The organism is Caballeronia zhejiangensis (genome assembly GCF_000698575.1).
Taxonomy (GTDB): Bacteria; Pseudomonadota; Gammaproteobacteria; order Burkholderiales; family Burkholderiaceae; genus Caballeronia; species Caballeronia zhejiangensis.
Map to the genome: position 1 here is coordinate 67,323 of NZ_JFHD01000017.1, position 18,180 is coordinate 85,502.

Sequence of the window (18,180 nt, forward strand, 5' to 3'; positions counted from 1 at the left end):
CTGCAGCTGTGCCGTTAAGGGCTTAGCTGTTCTGGCCGTCGAGCTTGGCCTTGAGCAGCGCGCCGAGGTTGGTCGTGCCGGTCGCGGCGGCGTTCGAGTCGCCCTGCAGGCTGCGCATGGCTTCCTGCTGTTCGGCCGAATCCTTCGCCTTGATCGACAGGTTGATGCCACGCGACTTGCGATCGATGTTGATGATCATCGCGTTGACCTTCTCGCCTTCCTTCAGCACGTTGCGCGCATCTTCCACGCGGTCTTGCGCGATTTCCGAAGCACGCAGGTAGCCTTCGACTTCGCCGGACAGCGTGATGACCGCACCCTTCGGATCGACCGACTTCACAACGCCGTCGACGATAGCGCCCTTGTCGTTGATCGCCACGAAGTTGCTGAACGGATCGCCTTCGAGCTGCTTGATGCCGAGCGAGATGCGTTCCTTGTCGACGTCGATGCCCAGAACCACGGCTTCGACTTCGTCGCCCTTCTTGTACTTGCGAACGGCTTCTTCGCCGGTTTCCGACCACGACAGATCCGACAGGTGAACCAGGCCGTCGATGCCGCCAGGCAGACCGATGAACACGCCGAAGTCGGTGATCGACTTGATGGCGCCGCTGATCTTGTCGCCCTTCTTGAAGTTGCGGCTGAAGTCATCCCACGGATTCGGCTTGCACTGCTTCATGCCGAGGGAGATACGGCGGCGGTCTTCGTCGATTTCGAGAACCATGACTTCGACTTCGTCGCCCAGTTGAACAACCTTCGACGGCGCAACGTTCTTGTTGGTCCAGTCCATTTCCGACACGTGGACGAGGCCTTCGATGCCCGATTCCACTTCGACGAATGCGCCGTAGTCGGTGATGTTCGTGACCTTGCCGAACAGGCGCGTGCCCGACGGGTAACGGCGCGAGATGCCTTCCCACGGATCGTCGCCAAGTTGCTTGATGCCGAGCGAAACGCGGTTCTTCTCTTGGTCGAACTTGAGGATCTTGGCGGTGACTTCCTGGCCAACCGACAGGACTTCCGACGGGTGACGCACGCGGCGCCATGCGATGTCGGTGATGTGCAGCAGGCCGTCGATGCCGCCGAGGTCCACGAACGCGCCGTAGTCGGTGATGTTCTTGACCACGCCTTCGACGATCGCGCCTTCCTTCAGCGTCTCGAGCAGCTTCGCGCGCTCTTCGCCCTGCGTCGCTTCGATGACCGCGCGGCGCGACAGCACCACGTTGTTACGCTTGCGATCGAGCTTGATGACGCGGAATTCGAGCGTCTTGCCTTCGTACGGCGTCGTGTCCTTGACCGGACGCGTGTCGACGAGCGAACCCGGCAGGAACGCGCGGATGCCGTTGACCATCACGGTCATGCCGCCCTTGACCTTGCCGGTGATCGTGCCGGTCACGAGTTCGTTGTTGTCCAGCGCCTTTTCCAGCGACAGCCACGAAGCGAGGCGCTTCGCCTTGTCGCGCGACAGGATGGTGTCGCCATAGCCGTTTTCCAGCGCGTCGATCGCGACGGAAACGAAGTCGCCCGCCTGCACTTCCACTTCACCCGCGTCGTTCAGGAATTCTTCGAGCGGAATATAGGCTTCGGACTTGAGACCAGCGTTGACGACCACGAAGTTGTGGTCGACACGCACGACTTCGGCGGAGATCACTTCGCCGGCGCGCATGTCCTGCTTGGTCAGCGACTCTTCGAACAGAGCCGCAAAGGATTCGGTATTCGGGGTGGAGGTTTGCAGGTCGGACATAAAAATCGATATTTGCACGGCCTTTGCGCGGTGATTCGGAATGAACCGGCGGGTTTTACCCAGATGCGCAACGCCATACGGGGTTAAATGGTTTAACACACGCCCTGCCTCCCGGCAGAGCACCTTACTTCTACTGCACTACACGAATCTCGCTGAACCAGCCGATGATCTGCTCGACCGCTTGATCGATCGACAAACCGGAGGTGTCCAGCGTCTTCGCATCCGCCGCGGGCTTGAGCGGCGCGGCGCTCCGGTTCATGTCCCGGGCATCGCGTGCGCGCAAATCTCGCAGCAAGTCATCCATATTAGCAGAAAAACCTTTTTGCATCAATTGCTTATACCGCCGCGCCGCGCGCGCCTCGACGCTTGCAGTCAGGAACACCTTCAGCGTGGCGTCGGGGAAGATGACCGTGCCCATGTCGCGGCCGTCGGCGACGAGGCCGGGGCGCTTGCGAAAAGCCCGCTGGCGCGCGACGAGCGCCTGGCGCACTTCGGGATGCACGGCGATCGCGGAGGCGCGGTTGCCGACTTCTTCCTGCCGGATTTCGCCCGAGACATCGGCGCCATCGAGCTGCGCGCAACCTTCGCGGAACGTGATATGGAGCGCCTCGACCAGTTTTGCAAGGCCGGGGGCGTCGTCCTTGTCCACTTCGTAGCGAATGCTCGCGAGCGCCGCGAGCCGGTAGAGCGCGCCGCTGTCGAGCAGGTGGAAGCCGAGCGTCGCCGCGACGATCGCCGCGACCGTGCCCTTGCCCGACGCCGTCGGCCCGTCGATGGTAATCACTGGTGTTGGGTCGAAAGGACGGGTCGGTTTCATTGAGTCTGGCCGTTCTGGCCCGTTATTACGGTCATGGAAGTCGAAGTCATCGCGTTTCACGGTACAGCGCTCCCGTTACGCTTTCACGAGCGTCGAGAAGCGGTCGAAGTAGTCCGGAAAGGTTTTAGCCACACATTTCGGATCGTTGATGCGGACCGGCACGCCGCCGAGGCTCACGAGCGAAAAGCACATCGCCATGCGGTGATCGTCGTAGGTGTCGATCGCGGCGTTCGGCGTCAGTTTCGCCGGCGGCGTGACGACGAGATAATCCGCACCCTCTTCCACGGTCGCGCCGACCTTGCGCAACTCGTTCGCCATCGCGGCGATGCGATCCGTTTCCTTCACGCGCCAGCTCGCGATATTGCGCAGCGTCGTCGTGCCGCTGGCGAAGAGCGCGGCCACGGCGATCGTCATCGCGGCGTCGGGAATCAGGTTGAAATCCATGTCGATGGGCGCGAGCCTGCCATCGTCCGATTCGACGCCGCGCACTTCGATCCAGTCCTCGCCCATCATCACGTTCGCGCCCATGCGGTTCAGCGCGTCCGCGAAGCCGACATCGCCCTGAATGCTCGAACGACCGACGCCCTCCACGCGCACCGGTCCATGCCCGATCGCGCCCGCCGCCAGGAAATACGAGGCCGACGACGCATCGCCTTCCACCATGATCGCGCCCGGCGACTTGTAGCTCACGCCGGCGGGAACGGTGAAGCGCGCCCAGCCGTCGCGCTCGACCGTCACGCCGAAGCGCTCCATCAAACGAATCGTGATTTCGATGTACGGCTTCGAAATGAGTTCGCCTTCGATCTCGATCGTAACGGGACCGTTACGGCCTTCCACGACCGGCAGGCTCATCAGGAGCGCGGTGAGAAACTGGCTCGACACGTCGCCGCGCACGCGGATCGGCTTGTCGATGGCGATCTTCGCGGCGTGGATCCTGAGCGGCGGGAAGCCGTCGTTGAGCTCGTAATCGATCGCAGCGCCGATCTGGCGCAGCCCGTCGACGAGATCGCCGATCGGCCGCTCGTGCATGCGCGGCACGCCGTGGACGCGATATTCGCCGCCGTTCACGGCCAGCGCCGCGGTCAGCGGACGCACCGCCGTACCCGCGTTGCCGAGAAACAGCTCCGCCGATTTCGACGGAAACGCGCCGCCCGTCCCGCCGACGATCACGCGCTCGCCGTCCTCGCGCACGGCGACGCCCAGGTTCCGGAGCGCGGCGAGCATCACGCGCGTGTCGTCAGAATCGAGCAGATTCGTGATCGACGTTTCGCCGTGCGCAAGCGCCGCGAGCAGCAGCACGCGGTTCGAAATGCTCTTCGAGCCGGGCAGGCGCACGGTGCCGGACGCGCGGGAGAAAGGTCCGAGATCGAGATGTTCCATGTTGTTTCCTTGTTTCGCGGCTTACTTGGCGGCGATGTCGTTCGAAGGCTTGATGCCGCCGCGTTCCTGCCATTCTTTCCGGGCGACGCGCGAACGCGCGAACGCCGCTTCGAGCGCCGCGCCGTCCGAGGCGTCGATCGCCGCGCGAAAACGCGCGAGCACCGCGGTGTAATCGTCGAGCTCGGCGAGCAGCGCGGCGCGGTTCGCGAGACAGATATCGCGCCACATTTCGGGACTCGACGCCGCGATGCGCGTGAAATCGCGAAAGCCGCCTGCGGCGAACGAGAATTTCAGATCGGCATCGGGCGTGTCGAGAATCTGATCGACGAGCGCGAACGAGAGCACGTGCGGCAAATGACTCACCGACGCGAACACGCGATCGTGCTGCGCCTCGCTCATCTGACGCACGCACGCGCCGCTCGCGCGCCACATCGACGCGATGCGTTCGACGCCATCCGCCGCATTTTCCGGCAGCGGACACAGCACGACATTGCGATCGACGTACAGATCGGGCAATGCCGCATCGACGCCGCTCGACTCGCGCCCGGCGATCGGATGTCCCGGCACGAACTGCGCGACGCGCGCACCGAGCGCGCGCTTCGCCGCCGCGAAGACATCGGTTTTCGTGCTGCCGGCGTCGGTGACGATGGTTCGCGCGTCGAGAAACGGCGCGATGCGCACGAGCAGCGGCTCGGTCTGCGCGACGGGCGCGGCGAGCAATACCACGTCGGCGCCTTCGAGCGCCTTGGCGAGCGCGGCGTCGTCGTTGAGCGCGGCGGCTTCGTCGATCACGCCGAGTTCGATGGCGCGCTCGACCGACGCACGCGACCGACCCACGCCGACGACGCGACCTTCGAGCCCCGCGCGCTCACGCAACGCGCGCGCGAGCGATCCGCCGATCAGGCCGACGCCGAAGATAACCAGTTTATTGAAAGAGAACATCGATGCAGCCTGAAGCTGAAAACGAAGCGGCCGCTCAACGCGCCCGCGGATACGAACCGAGAATCTTCAGGAACGCGGACTTGCGCCCGAGTTCGTCGAGCGCGGCCGCAACCGCGGCATCGTCGCGATGGCCTTCGATGTCGATATAAAAGTAGTACTCCCACGCGCCCGAACGCGCGGGACGCGACTCGAAGCGCGTCATCGAAACGCCGTGTTTCGCGAGCGGCTCGAGCAGCTTGAAGACCGCGCCGGATTCGTTCTTCACCGTGACGATGAGCGACGTCTGATCGTGGCCGCTCGAATCCGTCGGCTGCTTGCCGACGATCACGAATCGCGTGCGATTGTGCGGATCGTCCTGAATCATCGAGAACACGACGCCGAGGCCGTAATGCGTCGCGGCGCGATCGCCCGCGATGGCCGCGACCGTCGGATCTTCGACCGCCATGCGCGCGGCTTCCGCGTTGCTCGACACCGCTTGCCGTTCCAAATGCGGCGCGTTCGCGGACAGCCAGCGCTGGCACTGCGCGAGCGCCTGCGGATGCGCGCATACGCGCTTCACGCCGTCGAGCGTGCCGGACGCGGTCAGCAGATTGTGATGGATCGGCAACGCGAGTTCGCCGCCGATCAAGAGCGACGTCTGCAGCAGCAGATCCAGCGTGCGCGACACCGCGCCTTCCGCCGAATTCTCGACCGGCACGACGCCGTACTGCGCCGCGCCCGCCTCGACGGCGCGGAACACTTCGTCGATCGACGGGCACGGCACGCCCTGAATCGAATGCCCGAAGTATTCGAACATCGCCTGTTCGCTATAGGTGCCGACCGGGCCGAGGAACGCAGCGCTGATCGTCTGTTCGAGCGCGCGGCTCGCGGCCATGATCTCGCGCCAGATCGACGCGATGTGCTCGTCGGCGAGCGGCCCGTCGCTCATTTCCTGCAGGCGCGCGATGACCTGCATCTCGCGCTCCGGACGAAACACGGGCGCATTGAAATGCTTCTTCACTTCGCCGACTTCGAGCGCGACGGAAGCGCGCTGATTCAGCAGCGCGATGAGTTGCGCGTCGAGCGCATCGATGCGCTCACGCAGCGGTTTGAGTCTTGTATTGAGATCGTCGTCCATGCGGTGCTTGATGTTTGAAGCCAGGTTTAAGCGCTTTCGCGCTCGAATTCCTTCATGTAATCGACGAGCGCTTTCACGCCCTCGATCGGCACCGCGTTGTAGATCGATGCCCGCATGCCGCCGACGGACTTGTGGCCCTTCAGTTGCAACAGCCCGCGCGCCTTCGCGCCGGCCAGGAAATCGGTGTTGCGCGATTCGTCGGCGAGGAAGAACGGCACGTTCATGCGCGAACGGTTCGGGCGCTCGACCTTGTTGACGTAGAAATCGCTCGAATCGATGGTGTCGTACAGCAGCTTCGCCTTTTCGACGTTGCGCGCTTCGATCGCCGTGAGGCCGCCCTGCTTCTTCAGCCACTTGAACACGAGACCGGCGATGTAGATCGCATACGTGGGCGGCGTGTTGTACATCGAGTTGTTCTCGGCGACGGTCTTCCACTCGAACGCCGAAGGACAGATGGATAGCGCGCGGTCGAGCAGGTCTTCGCGCACGATCACGACGGTCACGCCCGCCATGCCGATGTTCTTCTGCGCGCCGCCGAAGAGCACGCCGAACTTCGCGATGTCCATCGGGCGCGAGAGGATGTGCGAGGACGCGTCGGCGACGAGCGGGATGTCGCCCAGATCGGGAATCTCGAAGGCTTCGACGCCGTCGATGGTTTCGTTGCTGCACAGATGCACGTAGGCCGGATCGTCCGACAGCTTCCATTCGCTGAAAGCCGGCACGCGCGTGAAGCCTTCTTCGGTCTTGCCGCTCGCCGCGAGATGCGGCGTGCCGTACTTCTGCGCTTCCTTGAACGACTTCGTCGACCATGAACCGGTGACGACGAAGTCGGCGGTTTGCCGCTTGCCGAGCAGATTCATCGGCACGATGGCGTTTTCGCCGATGCCGCCGCCCTGCAGAAACAGAATGCGATGCGACGCCGGCACGTCCAACAGTTCACGCAGATCGGTGAGCGCGGCCTCGTGGATCGACATGAACTCCGCGCCGCGGTGACTCATTTCCATCACGCTCATGCCGCTGCCTTGCCAGTCGAGCATTTCATCGGCTGCCTGCTTCAGGACTTCTTCTGGCATGGCGGCTGGGCCGGCGGAGAAATTGAACACGCGCATCTGGAGGTCCCGGAAATCCGATTCGGCAGGCGCGAATTGCGCGGCAAATGCAGCGAAGACCGCGCAATCACCGTTTTCGCGCCCGAAAAAGAAATGGCTGCTTGCGCTCGCGCGCAAACAGCCATTATCGCACTGTCCTGAAAACCCGCCAATGCACGGGGCGGTGAGCCCCGCCGGCGGATTCCCGTCAGGCCGACGTCATCGAGCTTACTTGGCGCTCGGCTTGACGCTCGCCACTTCCTGATCGGCTTGCGTGCGCGTTGCCTTGATGGCTTGCGGCATGTACTTCTGCATCAGGCCATTCACGACGTCGCGGCCAACCTGGTCCTGAACCTGGATGAACTTGCGGCCAGTCGTGCTCTTGTAGAAGTTGGTCAGATCCTTGATCTCGTCCGTCGAGTAGTACTTCGCGTATGCGTCGTACTGAGCTTGCATCGCGTCCTTGCGGAAGGCGTCGGTGGCGAAAACCTGGCCGGCGGAGTCGACCAGCTTCGGCACTGCGTTCTTCTGCAGCGTCGGAACGGCGGCTTGCTTCTGCTTGTCGTTCATCGTCTTGTTCTCGGACAGCGCGTCCGAGAGGATCGCCGGCACGAGTTGCTTCGATTGCATCTGCGCGCTGTTACCGATCGCACCGACCAGCTTCTGCGCGTCGATCGCGTCGAGCAGGTCCTTGATCGCGGCTTGCTTGGCCGGATCAACCGGTGCTGCTGCGGCTGCCGGTGCGGCCGTTTGCGCGGGCGCCTGATTCTGAAGCGACTGAGCCATCGCGAAGGTCGGCACGAAAGCGGCCAGCAACATCCACTGCTTGAAACGTCCTTGCATTATTACTCCCTGTAAAAAATATCCAGTTCAGCACTGGCGACGAGCGTTGCCTGTCGTTTCGACGCCGGCAACCCGCTCATGTCACGTCGCGCAGCTTAACCAATCCGAGCTTTCAAAAGCGATAACGAGAGCGTTGAGACACAAAAAATATCAGGCGTTTTCTTCGCCTTCACCATTTTCCGCGTCACCCGGTTTCGCTGCAGAATCTTCCGAACCGGCGTCTGCCTCGAGTTCGGCCTCGGCTTCCGCTTCGGCGATATGCTGCAGTCCCGACAACTTCGTTCCCTCGTCAAGGCTGATGAGTGTAACACCTTGAGTTGCACGGCCCATTTCGCGGATTTCCGAAACTCGCGTGCGAATAAGCACGCCCGCGGTCGTGATCAGCATGATCTCGCTCTCCGGCTCGACGAGCGTCGCCGCGACGACGCGGCCGTTACGCTCCGACGTCTGGATCGCGATCATACCCTTCGTGCCGCGGCCATGACGCGTGTACTCGTTGATCGGGGTGCGCTTGCCATAGCCGTTCTCGGTCGCCGTCAGCACCGACTGATTCTCGCCGCCCGCAACGAGCATCGCGATGACCTGCTGCCCGTCTTCGAGCTGCATGCCGCGCACGCCGCGCGCCTCGCGGCCCATCGCGCGCACGTCGTTCTCGTCGAAGCGCACGGCCTTGCCCGCGTCGGAGAACAGCATGACGTCGTGCTGGCCGTCGGTGATGGCGGCGCCGATGAGGTAATCGCCCTCGTCGAGACCCACCGCGATGATGCCCTTCTTCATCGGACGGCTGAACGCTTCGAGCGGCGTCTTCTTGACCGTGCCGAGCGCGGTCGTCATGAACACGTACTTGTCGACCGAGAATTCCTTGACCGGCAGGACGACGTTGATCTTCTCGCCATCCTGCAGCGGGAACATGTTGACGATCGGACGGCCGCGCGAGTTGCGCGAGCCCTGCGGCACTTCATAGACCTTGATCCAGTACACGCGGCCGCGATTCGAGAAGCACAACATGTGATCGTGCGTGTTCGCGATGAAGAGCGTGTCGATCCAGTCGTCTTCCTTCATCTGCGTCGCCTGCTTGCCGCGACCGCCGCGCTTCTGCGCGCGATATTCGGAAAGCGGCTGCGACTTCACATAACCGGAATGCGACATGGTGACGACCATGTCCGTCGGCGTGATGAGGTCTTCGGTGTTGAGCTCGGTCGCGTTCATCTCGATACGCGAACGGCGGTCGTCGCCGAACTCGGCGCGAATCTGGCCCAGCTCCTCGACGATGATCTGGCGAATCCGCTCCGGCCGCGCGAGGATGTCGAGCAGGTCGGCGATCTGCGCCATCACTTCGCGATACTCGCCGACGATCTTGTCCTGCTCCAGACCCGTCAGGCGCTGCAGACGCATCTGCAGAATTTCCTGCGCCTGAACGTCCGACAATTTATACAGACCGTCTTCCTGCAGGCCGTATGCCGGATTCAGCCCTTCCGGACGATACGCCGCGCGGCCGCCCGAAGCCTCGGTCTCGGTACGCGTGAGCATTTCGCGCACGAGCGACGAATCCCACGGACGCGCCATCAGTTCCTGCTTCGCGATAGGCGGCGTCGGCGCGGCCTTGATGATCGCGATGAATTCGTCGATGTTAGCGAGCGCGACAGCGAGACCTTCGAGCACGTGCCCGCGATCGCGGGCCTTGCGCAGTTCGTATACAGTGCGCCGCGTCAGCACTTCCCGTCGATGCGACAGGAAGCACTCGAGCATCTCCTTCAGGTTCAGGAGCTTCGGCTGGCCGTCGACGAGCGCGACCAGGTTCATGCCGAACGTGTCCTGCAGCTGAGTCTGCTTGTACAGGTTGTTCAGAATGACTTCCGGCACTTCCCCGCGCTTCAGCTCGATCACGACGCGCATGCCCGACTTGTCGGATTCGTCGCGAATATCGGAAATGCCTTCCAGCTTCTTCTCGTTGACGAGTTCGGCGATGCGCTCGAGCAGCGTGCGCTTGTTCACCTGATACGGAATTTCGTCGACGATGATGGCCATGCGCTGGCCGCGGTCGATCTCTTCGAAGTGCGTGGCCGCGCGCATCACGACGCGCCCGCGCCCCGTGCGATAACCGTCGCGCACGCCCGCCACGCCGTAGATGATGCCGGCGGTCGGGAAGTCCGGCGCCGGCACGATCTCGATGAGTTCGTCGACGGTGGCCTCGGGCGTATTCAGCAGATGCAGGCAGGCGTCGACGATTTCGCGCAGGTTGTGCGGCGGAATATTGGTCGCCATGCCGACCGCGATGCCGGCCGAGCCATTGATCAGCAGATTGGGAATGCGCGCCGGCAGAACGAGCGGCTCGTTTTCGCTGCCGTCGTAGTTCGGCCCGAAGTCGACCGTTTCCTTGTCGATGTCGGCCAGAAGCTCGTGGCCGATCTTCGCCATGCGGATTTCGGTGTAACGCATCGCCGCGGCGTTGTCGCCGTCGACCGAACCGAAGTTGCCCTGGCCATCGACCAGCATGTAGCGCAGCGAGAACGGCTGCGCCATCCGAACGATCGTCTCGTAGACGGACGCGTCGCCGTGAGGATGGTACTTACCGATGACGTCACCGACGATACGCGCCGACTTCTTGTACGCGCGATTCCAGTCGTTGTTCAGCTCGTGCATCGAGTAGAGCGCCCGACGATGCACCGGCTTCAAGCCATCGCGTACATCGGGAAGCGCCCGCCCGACGATCACGCTCATCGCGTAATCGAGATACGAGCGGCGCATTTCCTCCTCGAGGGAGATTGGCAGAGTCTCTTTGGCGAATTGATCCATTATCCGTGTCTTGAACTATGCAGCGGCGACACGGCAGCGCGCGACGATTTCGCGAAACTCGCCCGTCAGCCGCACGACATGAGGCTGCCGCGGGGCGTAGCCGGCGTACGCTGCGCGCCCCATATGCGGCGCACGCCTCTGAGCGCTGCGTACGGTGCATATGCTGCGCATGTCATATTTATGCGTGCGAACGCAGCGCATCAGGAGATTCTACCATGCGCGACATTAGCGCCCTGACGACTGCTGTATACATACAGTGTGTTGCGCCCGTCCAGCCAGAATGTGCACGCCGAGTTCGCATTGCGCAACGTCGTACCAATTACTTACAAAAACCGGGGAACGATTTCCGTCCTTTCGTCACTTCGGCGGGCTATCATGCCGCCTCGTCTTTTTGCTGATCGATAAAGTACCCGCGATAAAAACACGCAGGAAATGGCATTCAGGCACGCAATATGCGCGGATTTCGCGCCTTCTTCGGGCCTGACCGTCTCCTGTCCCCTTCTTGTTGCGCATGCACCACATAAGGTTGCGGGCGCGCAGCGTGCGGGGATATTTTTATCGTTGCAAGGGAACGATATGGCAAAATGCCAACGCACAAACTTAGACACTGCTCGAAGTCTATACAGCGCGTTTTGTTCCGTAGGGAATGTTATACTTCGAGCAATGTATGACTTGTCTTCGTCTACAGGCTCGCAGTAAACCTGCGGTAATCTCAATTTCGAGAGGAGAAATATGAATAAACTTTCAAAGCTCGCGTTCATTGCAGCTACCGCAGTTATGGCTGCATCGGCCTCGGCACAGTCGGTGCCGGCCTCGCGACAAGCCGTGAATGACAACTGGGTGAACGGTACGGGCGAGTATGTGTGGATGAACGGCACGAACGAACTGTGCTGGCGCGACGCATTCTGGACGCCGGCTACGGCAAACGCGAAGTGCGACGGCGCGCTGGTCGCGCAAGTTGCACCGCCGCCGACGCCGGTCGCTCCGCCGCCGCCTGCTATCACGACGCAAAAGATCACGTATCAAGCTGACGCCCTGTTCGACTTCGACAAGGCTGTTCTGAAGCCGGCTGGCAAGACGGCGCTTGACGACCTGGCATCGAAGATCGGCGCGCTGAACCTCGAAGTCGTGGTTGCAACGGGTTACACCGACCGCATCGGTTCGGACAAGTACAACGATCGTCTGTCGCTGCGCCGTGCGCAAGCTGTGAAGGCTTACCTGGTCAGCAAGGGCATCGAAGCCAACCGTATCTACACGGAAGGCAAGGGCAAGCGCGACCCGGTCACGAAGGGTAGCTGCCAACAGAAGAATCGCAAGCAACTCATCGCTTGCCTCGCACCGGATCGTCGCGTGGAAGTCGAAGTTGTCGGCACGACGCGTCAGCCGCAGCAGTAATAGCGAGCAGGATTGCCGCAGATCAAACCCCCGCCTCCGCGGGGGTTTTTTTATGCCCGAAGCATTTCGCGCATTCGTTTAATGGGCCGCCGATTCAGGTAGGCTTCGGCTATGGCGCGTTTTGCCCGCCCATTGCGTCGCCTATATACTCGGTCCTAATCGATTCACGACTCAAACAAGGCACTCCCGAACATGACCAACGTCGATCCCCACGAACTGCAGAAATTCAGCGAGCTCGCGCATCGCTGGTGGGACCCGAACGCCGAGTTCAAGCCGCTGCATGAACTGAACCCGGTTCGGCTCGACTGGATCGACGCACACGCGCATCTGATGAGCAAACGCGTTCTCGACATCGGCTGCGGCGGCGGCATTTTGTCCGAGTCGATGGCCACGCGCGGCGCGAACGTCAAAGGCATCGACTTGTCGTCGAGCGCGCTCGGCGTCGCGGATCTGCACAGTCTCGAAAGCGGCGTCGAGGTCGCGTACGAAGAAATCTCGGCGGAAGCGCTCGCCGCGCGCGAACCGGGCTCATACGACGTCGTCACCTGCATGGAGATGCTCGAGCACGTTCCGAATCCCGCGGGCACCGTTGCCGCTTGCGCCGCGCTCGTGAAGCCGGGCGGCTGGGTATTCTTCTCCACGTTGAACCGGAACGCGAAGGCGTATTTGTTCGCCGTCATCGGCGCGGAATACATCGCGCGCATGCTGCCGCGCGGCACGCACGATTACGCGCGCTTTATCAAACCGTCGGAGCTCGCCACGTTCGCGCGCGCCGCCTCGCTCTTGCCCGTCGATATCAAGGGCATCACGTATCGGCCGATCTCCAGGCACTTCGGCCTGTCGAACGACACGAGCATCAACTACATGATGGCTTGCCGCCGCGAAGCCTGACGCCATGACCAACGACGATCCCTTGTCTACGGGCACCATCGATACCACGCCCCTTCCGGAAGACACGAATCCCCTGCCCCAGCGCCTCGCAGAAGGCGATGGCCTCGGGCTGTGCCAGGCCGTGCTGTTCGACCTCGACGGCACGATCGCCGACACCGCGCCCGACCTCGTCGCCGCGGTGAACAAGATGCGGCACGATCGCGGCCTCGAAATGCGCCCGCTCGAAACGTTGCGGCCATTCGCGTCGGGGGGCGCGCGCGGTCTGCTCGGCGGCGCGTTCGAGATCGGGCCGGAGCATCACGACTTCGCGTCGATGCGCGAGGAATTCCTCGCCAATTACGAAGCCGATTTGTGCATCGAGACAACGCTCTTTCCGGGCATCGCCGAGATACTCGATCAACTCGATGCGCGCGGCGTGCGCTGGGGCATCGTCACGAACAAGGTGACGCGGTTCGCCGCGCCGCTCGTGGCCTTGCTGGGACTCGACACGCGCGCGGGCTGCCTCGTCTGCGGCGACACGACGCCGCATTCGAAGCCGCATCCGGCACCGCTCCTGCACGCGGCCGAGCTGCTGGATGTGGCGCCGGAGCGCATCGTCTATGTCGGCGACGATTTGCGCGACGTGCAGGCCGGTTTCGCGGCTGGCATGATCACCGTTGCGGCAGCCTACGGCTATTGCGGCGACGATATTCCGCCGCGCCGCTGGCACGCCAATCACGTCGTCGATTCGCCTGAGGAGTTGCAGCATCTGCTGCGTGACATCGCCTGACTTGAAAGTCCCGCGATTCGCCTCATATGGCTTTTCGTGGGATAATTTCTCTTCCGCTTGGGGGCGACCTGGTTTCGACAGGGGTTGTGAAGCGGTCAGGGCATACCGAGGACCCGTCACCTCGTTAATCAATGGGAAAAACGTAACTGCAAACGACGATACGTTCGCACTGGCAGCCTAAGGGCTAGCCGTCCTCTCACTAATTCGCTGACGGGTTAGGGTAGCAATACCACGAGAGGTCATATACGTCAGATAAGCTTTGGTGGCGTCACGACGCCCGAGTCGAAAATCTAGTGAATCGCCGTAACGCAGCGTGTTCGTCCGCGTCGTTACGGTTAAATCAAATGACAGAACTAAGTATGTAGAACTGGTCGTAGAGCGCTTCTGGACGCGGGTTCGATTCCCGCCGCCTCCACCAAAACACCCCCGTGAAACCCGCGATCGCGCAAGCATCGCGGGTTTTTCTTTGGCCGCACGGCAGGCACAACGACAGACGAAAAAAAGCCCCGCACGGGGGCGGGGCAAACATCCTTGAGAGACATAGCGAGGACAGAGACAACCATCGCTACGTCCGAGAGAATAGGCGGCCACGCGCTGCGTTCGTATCGGAGCGGTCCGAATGCTGTTGCTTTGTGTCAATGACCAACAGATCGGAAGCCGGTTTACTCAGAAAACTCCGATTCTCGCCGTCCGAGCCTCAGCCTATTCTGAAGCTGCACTTCGGAACGTCGGAGGTTTGCGGCGGGCCAGGTGTCATTCCAAGTACCTTGGCCTCGCTCCGTGCGAGGTCTTTTTTTGCCTTAGTTCGAACCGTCCTGCGGACACTTCAGATTGCAGCCGTTCGGATCGCCGTTATCGCCACGGCGGCGCATGGCCGATTTGCCCTGCTGATATTTCGCTGACGGCGCCGACGCCGCGAACTGCATCTGCGGATGCTCGTTCAAACGGAATTGGTCCTGCAGCACGCCGCCCGGCACGCCCGGCGAGTTCTGGGCAAAGGCGACGGGAACCATATAGATCGCGCCAGCGACGAGCGCGGCGGAAGAACAAGCAAGCAACGAGAGTTTCATGGCAGTGAAGTCGACAGCAAAGCGTTAGGTTAGCTCAATTCGCCGTCGATGGCAGTTTTGCGTCCGCCCCGCTCTTTTACAGCGTGTTTCCGTTTCAGCCGTGCAGGCCTTCGTCGACATCGACGAGCAAGCCGCAGTGCGCCGGATCGTAGCCCTCCAGATGAGCGACGCTCTCCGTGAAGCCGTCGCTGCGCAAAATACGCAGCACCGACGCAAGCTGCGCCTCGTCGAGCCGGGCGCGCTCGCACGCGAAGAAGTAATCCTCGTCGATGATCGGGATGAAATCGAGCGCGAAATGATGAGCGGCGGGCTGCACGCCGAAGCCCAAATCGGCCATGCCGCTCGCGACGAACGCGGCGATCGCCGAATGCGTGAGCTCGGTGGTCGCGTAGCCGTTGATTTGATCGGGATCGACGCCCACGCTACGCAACGACAGATCGAGCAGCATGCGCGTGCCCGAACCCGGCTGACGATTGACGAAGCGCACGTCGCCGCGCGCGAGATCGCGCAAGCCGGAAATCTGCTTCGGATTGCCCTTCGGCAGAAACAGCCCTTGAGTGCGGCGTGTGAGCCGGATGAGCTGATGCCTGTTCCGGTCCAGAAACGGCCGATAAATGTCCGCGCAAGTGGAACGGAATTCGCCGATCGGCAAGTGAAAGCCCGCCAGTTCGCACTCGCCGCGCGCGAGGGCGCTCACCGCTTCGGCGCTCTCGCGATATTTGATGTCGACCGGCACGCGTTGATCGCCCAGCGCGCGCACGAGCGCCGCGACCGCGTAACCGTGCGACGCGTGAATCCGCACCTGGCTGACGCCGCCCGCGAGACGCCGGTTCAGCTCGATGGCCACATCGTTCGCCACCGCCTGCAACGGCGTTTCGAGCCGCTCGCCGCACACGCGCTGCGCGCGCAACACCGATTCGCCCAGTTCGGACAGCACCGAGCCGCGACCGCGCGATTTGGTGATGAGCGCACCGCCCAGCCGCGCTTCGATTTCGCGCAACAAACCCCACGCGTGACGATAGGACAAACCCTTAGCGCTCGCGGCGTTCGCGATGCTGCCCGTCTGCGCAACGAGCTTCAAAAGCGGCACAACCGCGCTGAGACTGGTTTCCCGGCCATCCGCGTCGCGCAGGATCAGCTCCGCGCGGCATTCGACGTCCACCATATGCACTCCCCCTTCCTATTGCCAAGATATATCACGACGCCTATTGTTCTTTTACAGGCTCGGCACCCGTAATTATATCCGTCCAAATATGTACCAACAAAACATATGCCGAGTGTTGGAGGAGCCCCATGACACATCCGCAGCTTTCCGCCGCTGCATCCGCTGAAATCGTGCGTCGCCATGCAGTACAAGGCGCGACGTTGATGACCATTCTTCACGCCATCCAGGACGAAGTCGGCTATGTGCCGGAGACGGCGATCGCGCCGCTCGCACAAACGCTGTCGCTGTCGCGCGCAGAAGTTCATGGCGTCGTCACGTATTACCATCACTTCCGGTCCGCCCCGCCCGCGCGCGTGACCGTGCAGCTTTGCCGCGCGGAAGCGTGCCGCAGCATGGGCACGGAAGCGCTGAAGGATCACATCGAAGGACACACGGGTTGCCGCTTCGACAGCGGCCATGCCGAAGAGACCGAGCTCGAATCCGTGTTCTGCCTCGGTCAATGCGCGCTCTCCCCGGCGATGACGATCAACGGCGAACTGCACGCGCGCGTGACGCCGGCGAAGTTCGACCGCCTGTATGCAGCGGCGCAGACGAAAGTCGCGGAGGTGACGGCATGACCCGCATCTATGTACCGATCGATTCCGCCGCGCTCGCGCTGGGCGCGGACGCCGTCGCGCAAGCCATCGCGAGCGAAGCGCTGAAGCGCGGCCTCGACGTCCAACTCGTGCGCAACGGCTCGCGCGGCCTCTTCTATCTCGAACCGCTCGTCGAGGTCGAGACGCCGGACGGGCGCATCGGCTATTCGAACGTCGACGTGGAAGACGTCGTCTCGCTCTTCGATGCGGGCTTCCACGAAGGCAGCGCGCATGAAAAGAACGTCGGCATCGTCGATGAGATTCCGTATCTGAAGAACCAGCAGCGTCTGACGTTCGCGCGCATCGGGATTACCGATCCGTTGTCGATCGACGATTACGTCGCGCTCGGCGGACTCCATGGCCTGCGCAACGTGCTCGACATGAACGGCGACGCCGTCTGCGCAGCGCTGCTCGATTCCGGCCTGCGCGGACGCGGCGGCGCGGCGTTCCCGGCGGGCATCAAATGGAAGACCGTGCGCGGCGCGCTGGCGGACCAGAAATACATCGTCTGCAATGCCGACGAAGGCGACTCCGGCACGTTCTCCGACCGCCTCGTCATGGAAAGCGATCCGTACATGCTGATCGAAGGCATGATCATCGCGGGCGTGGCGGTCGGCGCGACCAAGGGCTACATCTATGTGCGCAGCGAGTATCCGCATTCGATCGCGACGCTGAACCGTGCGATCGACAAGGCGCGCGACGCGGGCTGGCTCGGCGCGAGCGTGCTCGGCACGTCGCACGAGTTCGAGCTGTATGTCGCAAAGGGCGCGGGCGCGTACGTGTGCGGCGAGGAAACGGCGCTGCTCGAATCGCTCGAAGGCAAGCGCGGCATCGTGCGCGCGAAGCCGCCGGTGCCCGCGCTCACGGGTCTGTACGGCAAGCCGACGGTCATCAACAACGTCATCACGCTCGCGACGGTGCCGATCATCTTCGCGAAGGGCGCGGCCTTCTATCGCGACTTCGGCATGGGCCGTTCGCGCGGCACGCTGCCCTTCCAGATCGCCGGCAACGTGAAGCAAGGCGGACTCGTCGAACTCGCGTTCGGCGTGACGCTGCGCGAGCTGATCTATACCTACGGCGACGGCACCGCGAGCGGACGTCCCGCGCGCGCGGTGCAAGTCGGCGGTCCGCTCGGCACGTATCTGCCGGAAAGCCAGTGGGATATTCCGCTCGATTACGAGGAGTACGCGAAGGTCGGCGCGGTGGTCGGCCACGGCGGGCTCGTCGTTCACGACGACACATCGAACCTTGCCGAGCTCGCGCAATACGCGATGCACTTCTGCGCGCTCGAATCGTGCGGCAAGTGCACGCCGTGCCGCATCGGCTCGACGCGCGGCGAGGAAGTCATCGCGAAGATTCGCGAGGGCGATACGTCGGTGAAGCAGATCACGCTCTTGCGCGAACTGTGCGACACGATGGTGTCCGGCTCGCTCTGCGCGATGGGCGGCATGACGCCGTTTCCGGTGATGTCCGCGCTCGATCACTTCCCCGAAGATTTCGGCTTGCCCCGCACGCCCGCGCAGAAGGCGGCGTAAAG

Annotated in this window: 15 protein-coding genes and 1 other RNA gene; 6 read left to right on the forward strand and 10 right to left on the reverse strand. The window is 62.6% G+C overall.

The window, feature by feature from the left end; genetic code table 11:
* Nucleotides 1–22: 22 nt before the first annotated feature.
* From rpsA to gyrA, 8 genes are all read right to left on the reverse strand, one after another.
* On the reverse strand, nt 23–1,753 hold the full coding sequence (rpsA, locus tag BG60_RS21035) for a 30S ribosomal protein S1 (RefSeq protein WP_174447740.1): 1,731 nt from the start codon (nt 1,751–1,753) through the stop codon (nt 23–25).
* Between the two features lie 112 nt (nt 1,754–1,865).
* A complete protein-coding gene (cmk, locus tag BG60_RS21040) occupies nt 1,866–2,552 on the reverse strand; it encodes a (d)CMP kinase (RefSeq protein ID WP_008342380.1) in 687 nt (228 codons plus the stop codon).
* 75 nt (nt 2,553–2,627) lie between these two features.
* Entirely contained in the window at nt 2,628–3,932 is a 1,305-nt protein-coding gene (aroA, locus tag BG60_RS39630) for a 3-phosphoshikimate 1-carboxyvinyltransferase (protein ID WP_008342383.1), read from the reverse strand.
* A 21-nt stretch (nt 3,933–3,953) separates the two neighbouring features.
* On the reverse strand, nt 3,954–4,874 hold the full coding sequence (locus BG60_RS39635) for a prephenate dehydrogenase (protein WP_034472710.1): 921 nt from the start codon (nt 4,872–4,874) through the stop codon (nt 3,954–3,956).
* A 34-nt stretch (nt 4,875–4,908) separates the two neighbouring features.
* Nucleotides 4,909–5,991 (reverse strand): prephenate dehydratase, encoded by a 1,083-nt coding sequence (gene pheA / locus BG60_RS21055; RefSeq protein WP_034472713.1) that lies wholly within the window; start codon nt 5,989–5,991, stop codon nt 4,909–4,911.
* 26 nt (nt 5,992–6,017) lie between these two features.
* Nucleotides 6,018–7,100 carry a 3-phosphoserine/phosphohydroxythreonine transaminase gene (serC, locus tag BG60_RS21060; RefSeq protein ID WP_008342388.1) on the reverse strand — a complete coding sequence of 361 codons (1,083 nt, stop codon included), beginning with the start codon at nt 7,098–7,100 and terminating at the stop codon, nt 6,018–6,020.
* A 207-nt stretch (nt 7,101–7,307) separates the two neighbouring features.
* Nucleotides 7,308–7,922, reverse strand: a complete 615-nt coding sequence (locus BG60_RS21065) for a DUF2059 domain-containing protein (RefSeq protein WP_008342389.1) — start codon at nt 7,920–7,922, stop codon at nt 7,308–7,310.
* A gap of 150 nt (nt 7,923–8,072) precedes the next feature.
* Nucleotides 8,073–10,718 (reverse strand): DNA gyrase subunit A, encoded by a 2,646-nt coding sequence (gene gyrA / locus BG60_RS21070; RefSeq protein WP_075583528.1) that lies wholly within the window; start codon nt 10,716–10,718, stop codon nt 8,073–8,075.
* Between the two features lie 732 nt (nt 10,719–11,450).
* Between gyrA and ompA the strand changes: the two genes are divergently transcribed.
* From ompA to ssrA, 4 genes are all read left to right on the forward strand, one after another.
* The gene (ompA, locus tag BG60_RS21075) at nt 11,451–12,113 is read left to right on the forward strand and encodes an outer membrane protein OmpA (protein ID WP_033537188.1); all 663 of its coding nucleotides are present in this window, start codon (nt 11,451–11,453) and stop codon (nt 12,111–12,113) included.
* 192 nt (nt 12,114–12,305) lie between these two features.
* Nucleotides 12,306–13,004: a bifunctional 2-polyprenyl-6-hydroxyphenol methylase/3-demethylubiquinol 3-O-methyltransferase UbiG gene (ubiG, locus tag BG60_RS21080; RefSeq protein ID WP_008342396.1), complete on the forward strand. Its 699-nt coding sequence runs from the start codon at nt 12,306–12,308 to the stop codon at nt 13,002–13,004.
* 4 nt (nt 13,005–13,008) lie between these two features.
* Entirely contained in the window at nt 13,009–13,773 is a 765-nt protein-coding gene (gene gph / locus BG60_RS21085) for a phosphoglycolate phosphatase (protein ID WP_008342397.1), read from the forward strand.
* Nucleotides 13,774–13,832: 59 nt separating this feature from the next.
* Nucleotides 13,833–14,191, forward strand: a transfer-messenger RNA (tmRNA) gene (ssrA, locus tag BG60_RS36640).
* Between the two features lie 382 nt (nt 14,192–14,573).
* Here the strand turns inward: ssrA and BG60_RS21090 are convergent.
* Together BG60_RS21090 and BG60_RS21095 are read right to left on the reverse strand one after the other, a co-directional pair.
* The gene (locus BG60_RS21090) at nt 14,574–14,843 is read right to left on the reverse strand and encodes a hypothetical protein (RefSeq protein WP_008342435.1); all 270 of its coding nucleotides are present in this window, start codon (nt 14,841–14,843) and stop codon (nt 14,574–14,576) included.
* Nucleotides 14,844–14,937: 94 nt separating this feature from the next.
* On the reverse strand, nt 14,938–16,008 hold the full coding sequence (locus tag BG60_RS21095) for a substrate-binding domain-containing protein (RefSeq protein ID WP_008342436.1): 1,071 nt from the start codon (nt 16,006–16,008) through the stop codon (nt 14,938–14,940).
* Nucleotides 16,009–16,136: 128 nt separating this feature from the next.
* On the opposite strand from BG60_RS21095, the gene BG60_RS21100 reads away from it, so the two are divergent.
* Entirely contained in the window at nt 16,137–16,625 is a 489-nt protein-coding gene (locus tag BG60_RS21100) for an NAD(P)H-dependent oxidoreductase subunit E (protein WP_008342437.1), read from the forward strand.
* Nucleotides 16,622–18,178 (forward strand): formate dehydrogenase beta subunit, encoded by a 1,557-nt coding sequence (locus BG60_RS21105; RefSeq protein WP_034472717.1) that lies wholly within the window; start codon nt 16,622–16,624, stop codon nt 18,176–18,178. The genes BG60_RS21100 and BG60_RS21105 overlap by 4 nt, the downstream gene beginning before the upstream one ends.
* Nucleotides 18,179–18,180 lie beyond the last annotated feature (2 nt).

Bases quoted from the DNA above. Each gene is read 5' to 3' on its own strand.
- aroA (WP_008342383.1), bottom strand. From the start codon at position 3,932: ATGGAACATCTCGATCTCGGACCTTTCTCCCGCGCGTCCGGCACCGTG.
- ompA (WP_033537188.1), top strand. From the start codon at position 11,451: ATGAATAAACTTTCAAAGCTCGCGTTCATTGCAGCTACCGCAGTTATG.
- BG60_RS21105 (WP_034472717.1), top strand. From the start codon at position 16,622: ATGACCCGCATCTATGTACCGATCGATTCCGCCGCGCTCGCGCTGGGC.
- serC (WP_008342388.1), bottom strand. From the start codon at position 7,100: ATGCGCGTGTTCAATTTCTCCGCCGGCCCAGCCGCCATGCCAGAAGAA.
- BG60_RS21100 (WP_008342437.1), top strand. From the start codon at position 16,137: ATGACACATCCGCAGCTTTCCGCCGCTGCATCCGCTGAAATCGTGCGT.
- gyrA (WP_075583528.1), bottom strand. From the start codon at position 10,718: ATGGATCAATTCGCCAAAGAGACTCTGCCAATCTCCCTCGAGGAGGAA.
- BG60_RS21090 (WP_008342435.1), bottom strand. From the start codon at position 14,843: ATGAAACTCTCGTTGCTTGCTTGTTCTTCCGCCGCGCTCGTCGCTGGC.
- BG60_RS39635 (WP_034472710.1), bottom strand. From the start codon at position 4,874: ATGTTCTCTTTCAATAAACTGGTTATCTTCGGCGTCGGCCTGATCGGC.
- gph (WP_008342397.1), top strand. From the start codon at position 13,009: ATGACCAACGACGATCCCTTGTCTACGGGCACCATCGATACCACGCCC.
- pheA (WP_034472713.1), bottom strand. From the start codon at position 5,991: ATGGACGACGATCTCAATACAAGACTCAAACCGCTGCGTGAGCGCATC.
- BG60_RS21095 (WP_008342436.1), bottom strand. From the start codon at position 16,008: ATGGTGGACGTCGAATGCCGCGCGGAGCTGATCCTGCGCGACGCGGAT.
- cmk (WP_008342380.1), bottom strand. From the start codon at position 2,552: ATGAAACCGACCCGTCCTTTCGACCCAACACCAGTGATTACCATCGAC.
- ubiG (WP_008342396.1), top strand. From the start codon at position 12,306: ATGACCAACGTCGATCCCCACGAACTGCAGAAATTCAGCGAGCTCGCG.
- BG60_RS21065 (WP_008342389.1), bottom strand. From the start codon at position 7,922: ATGCAAGGACGTTTCAAGCAGTGGATGTTGCTGGCCGCTTTCGTGCCG.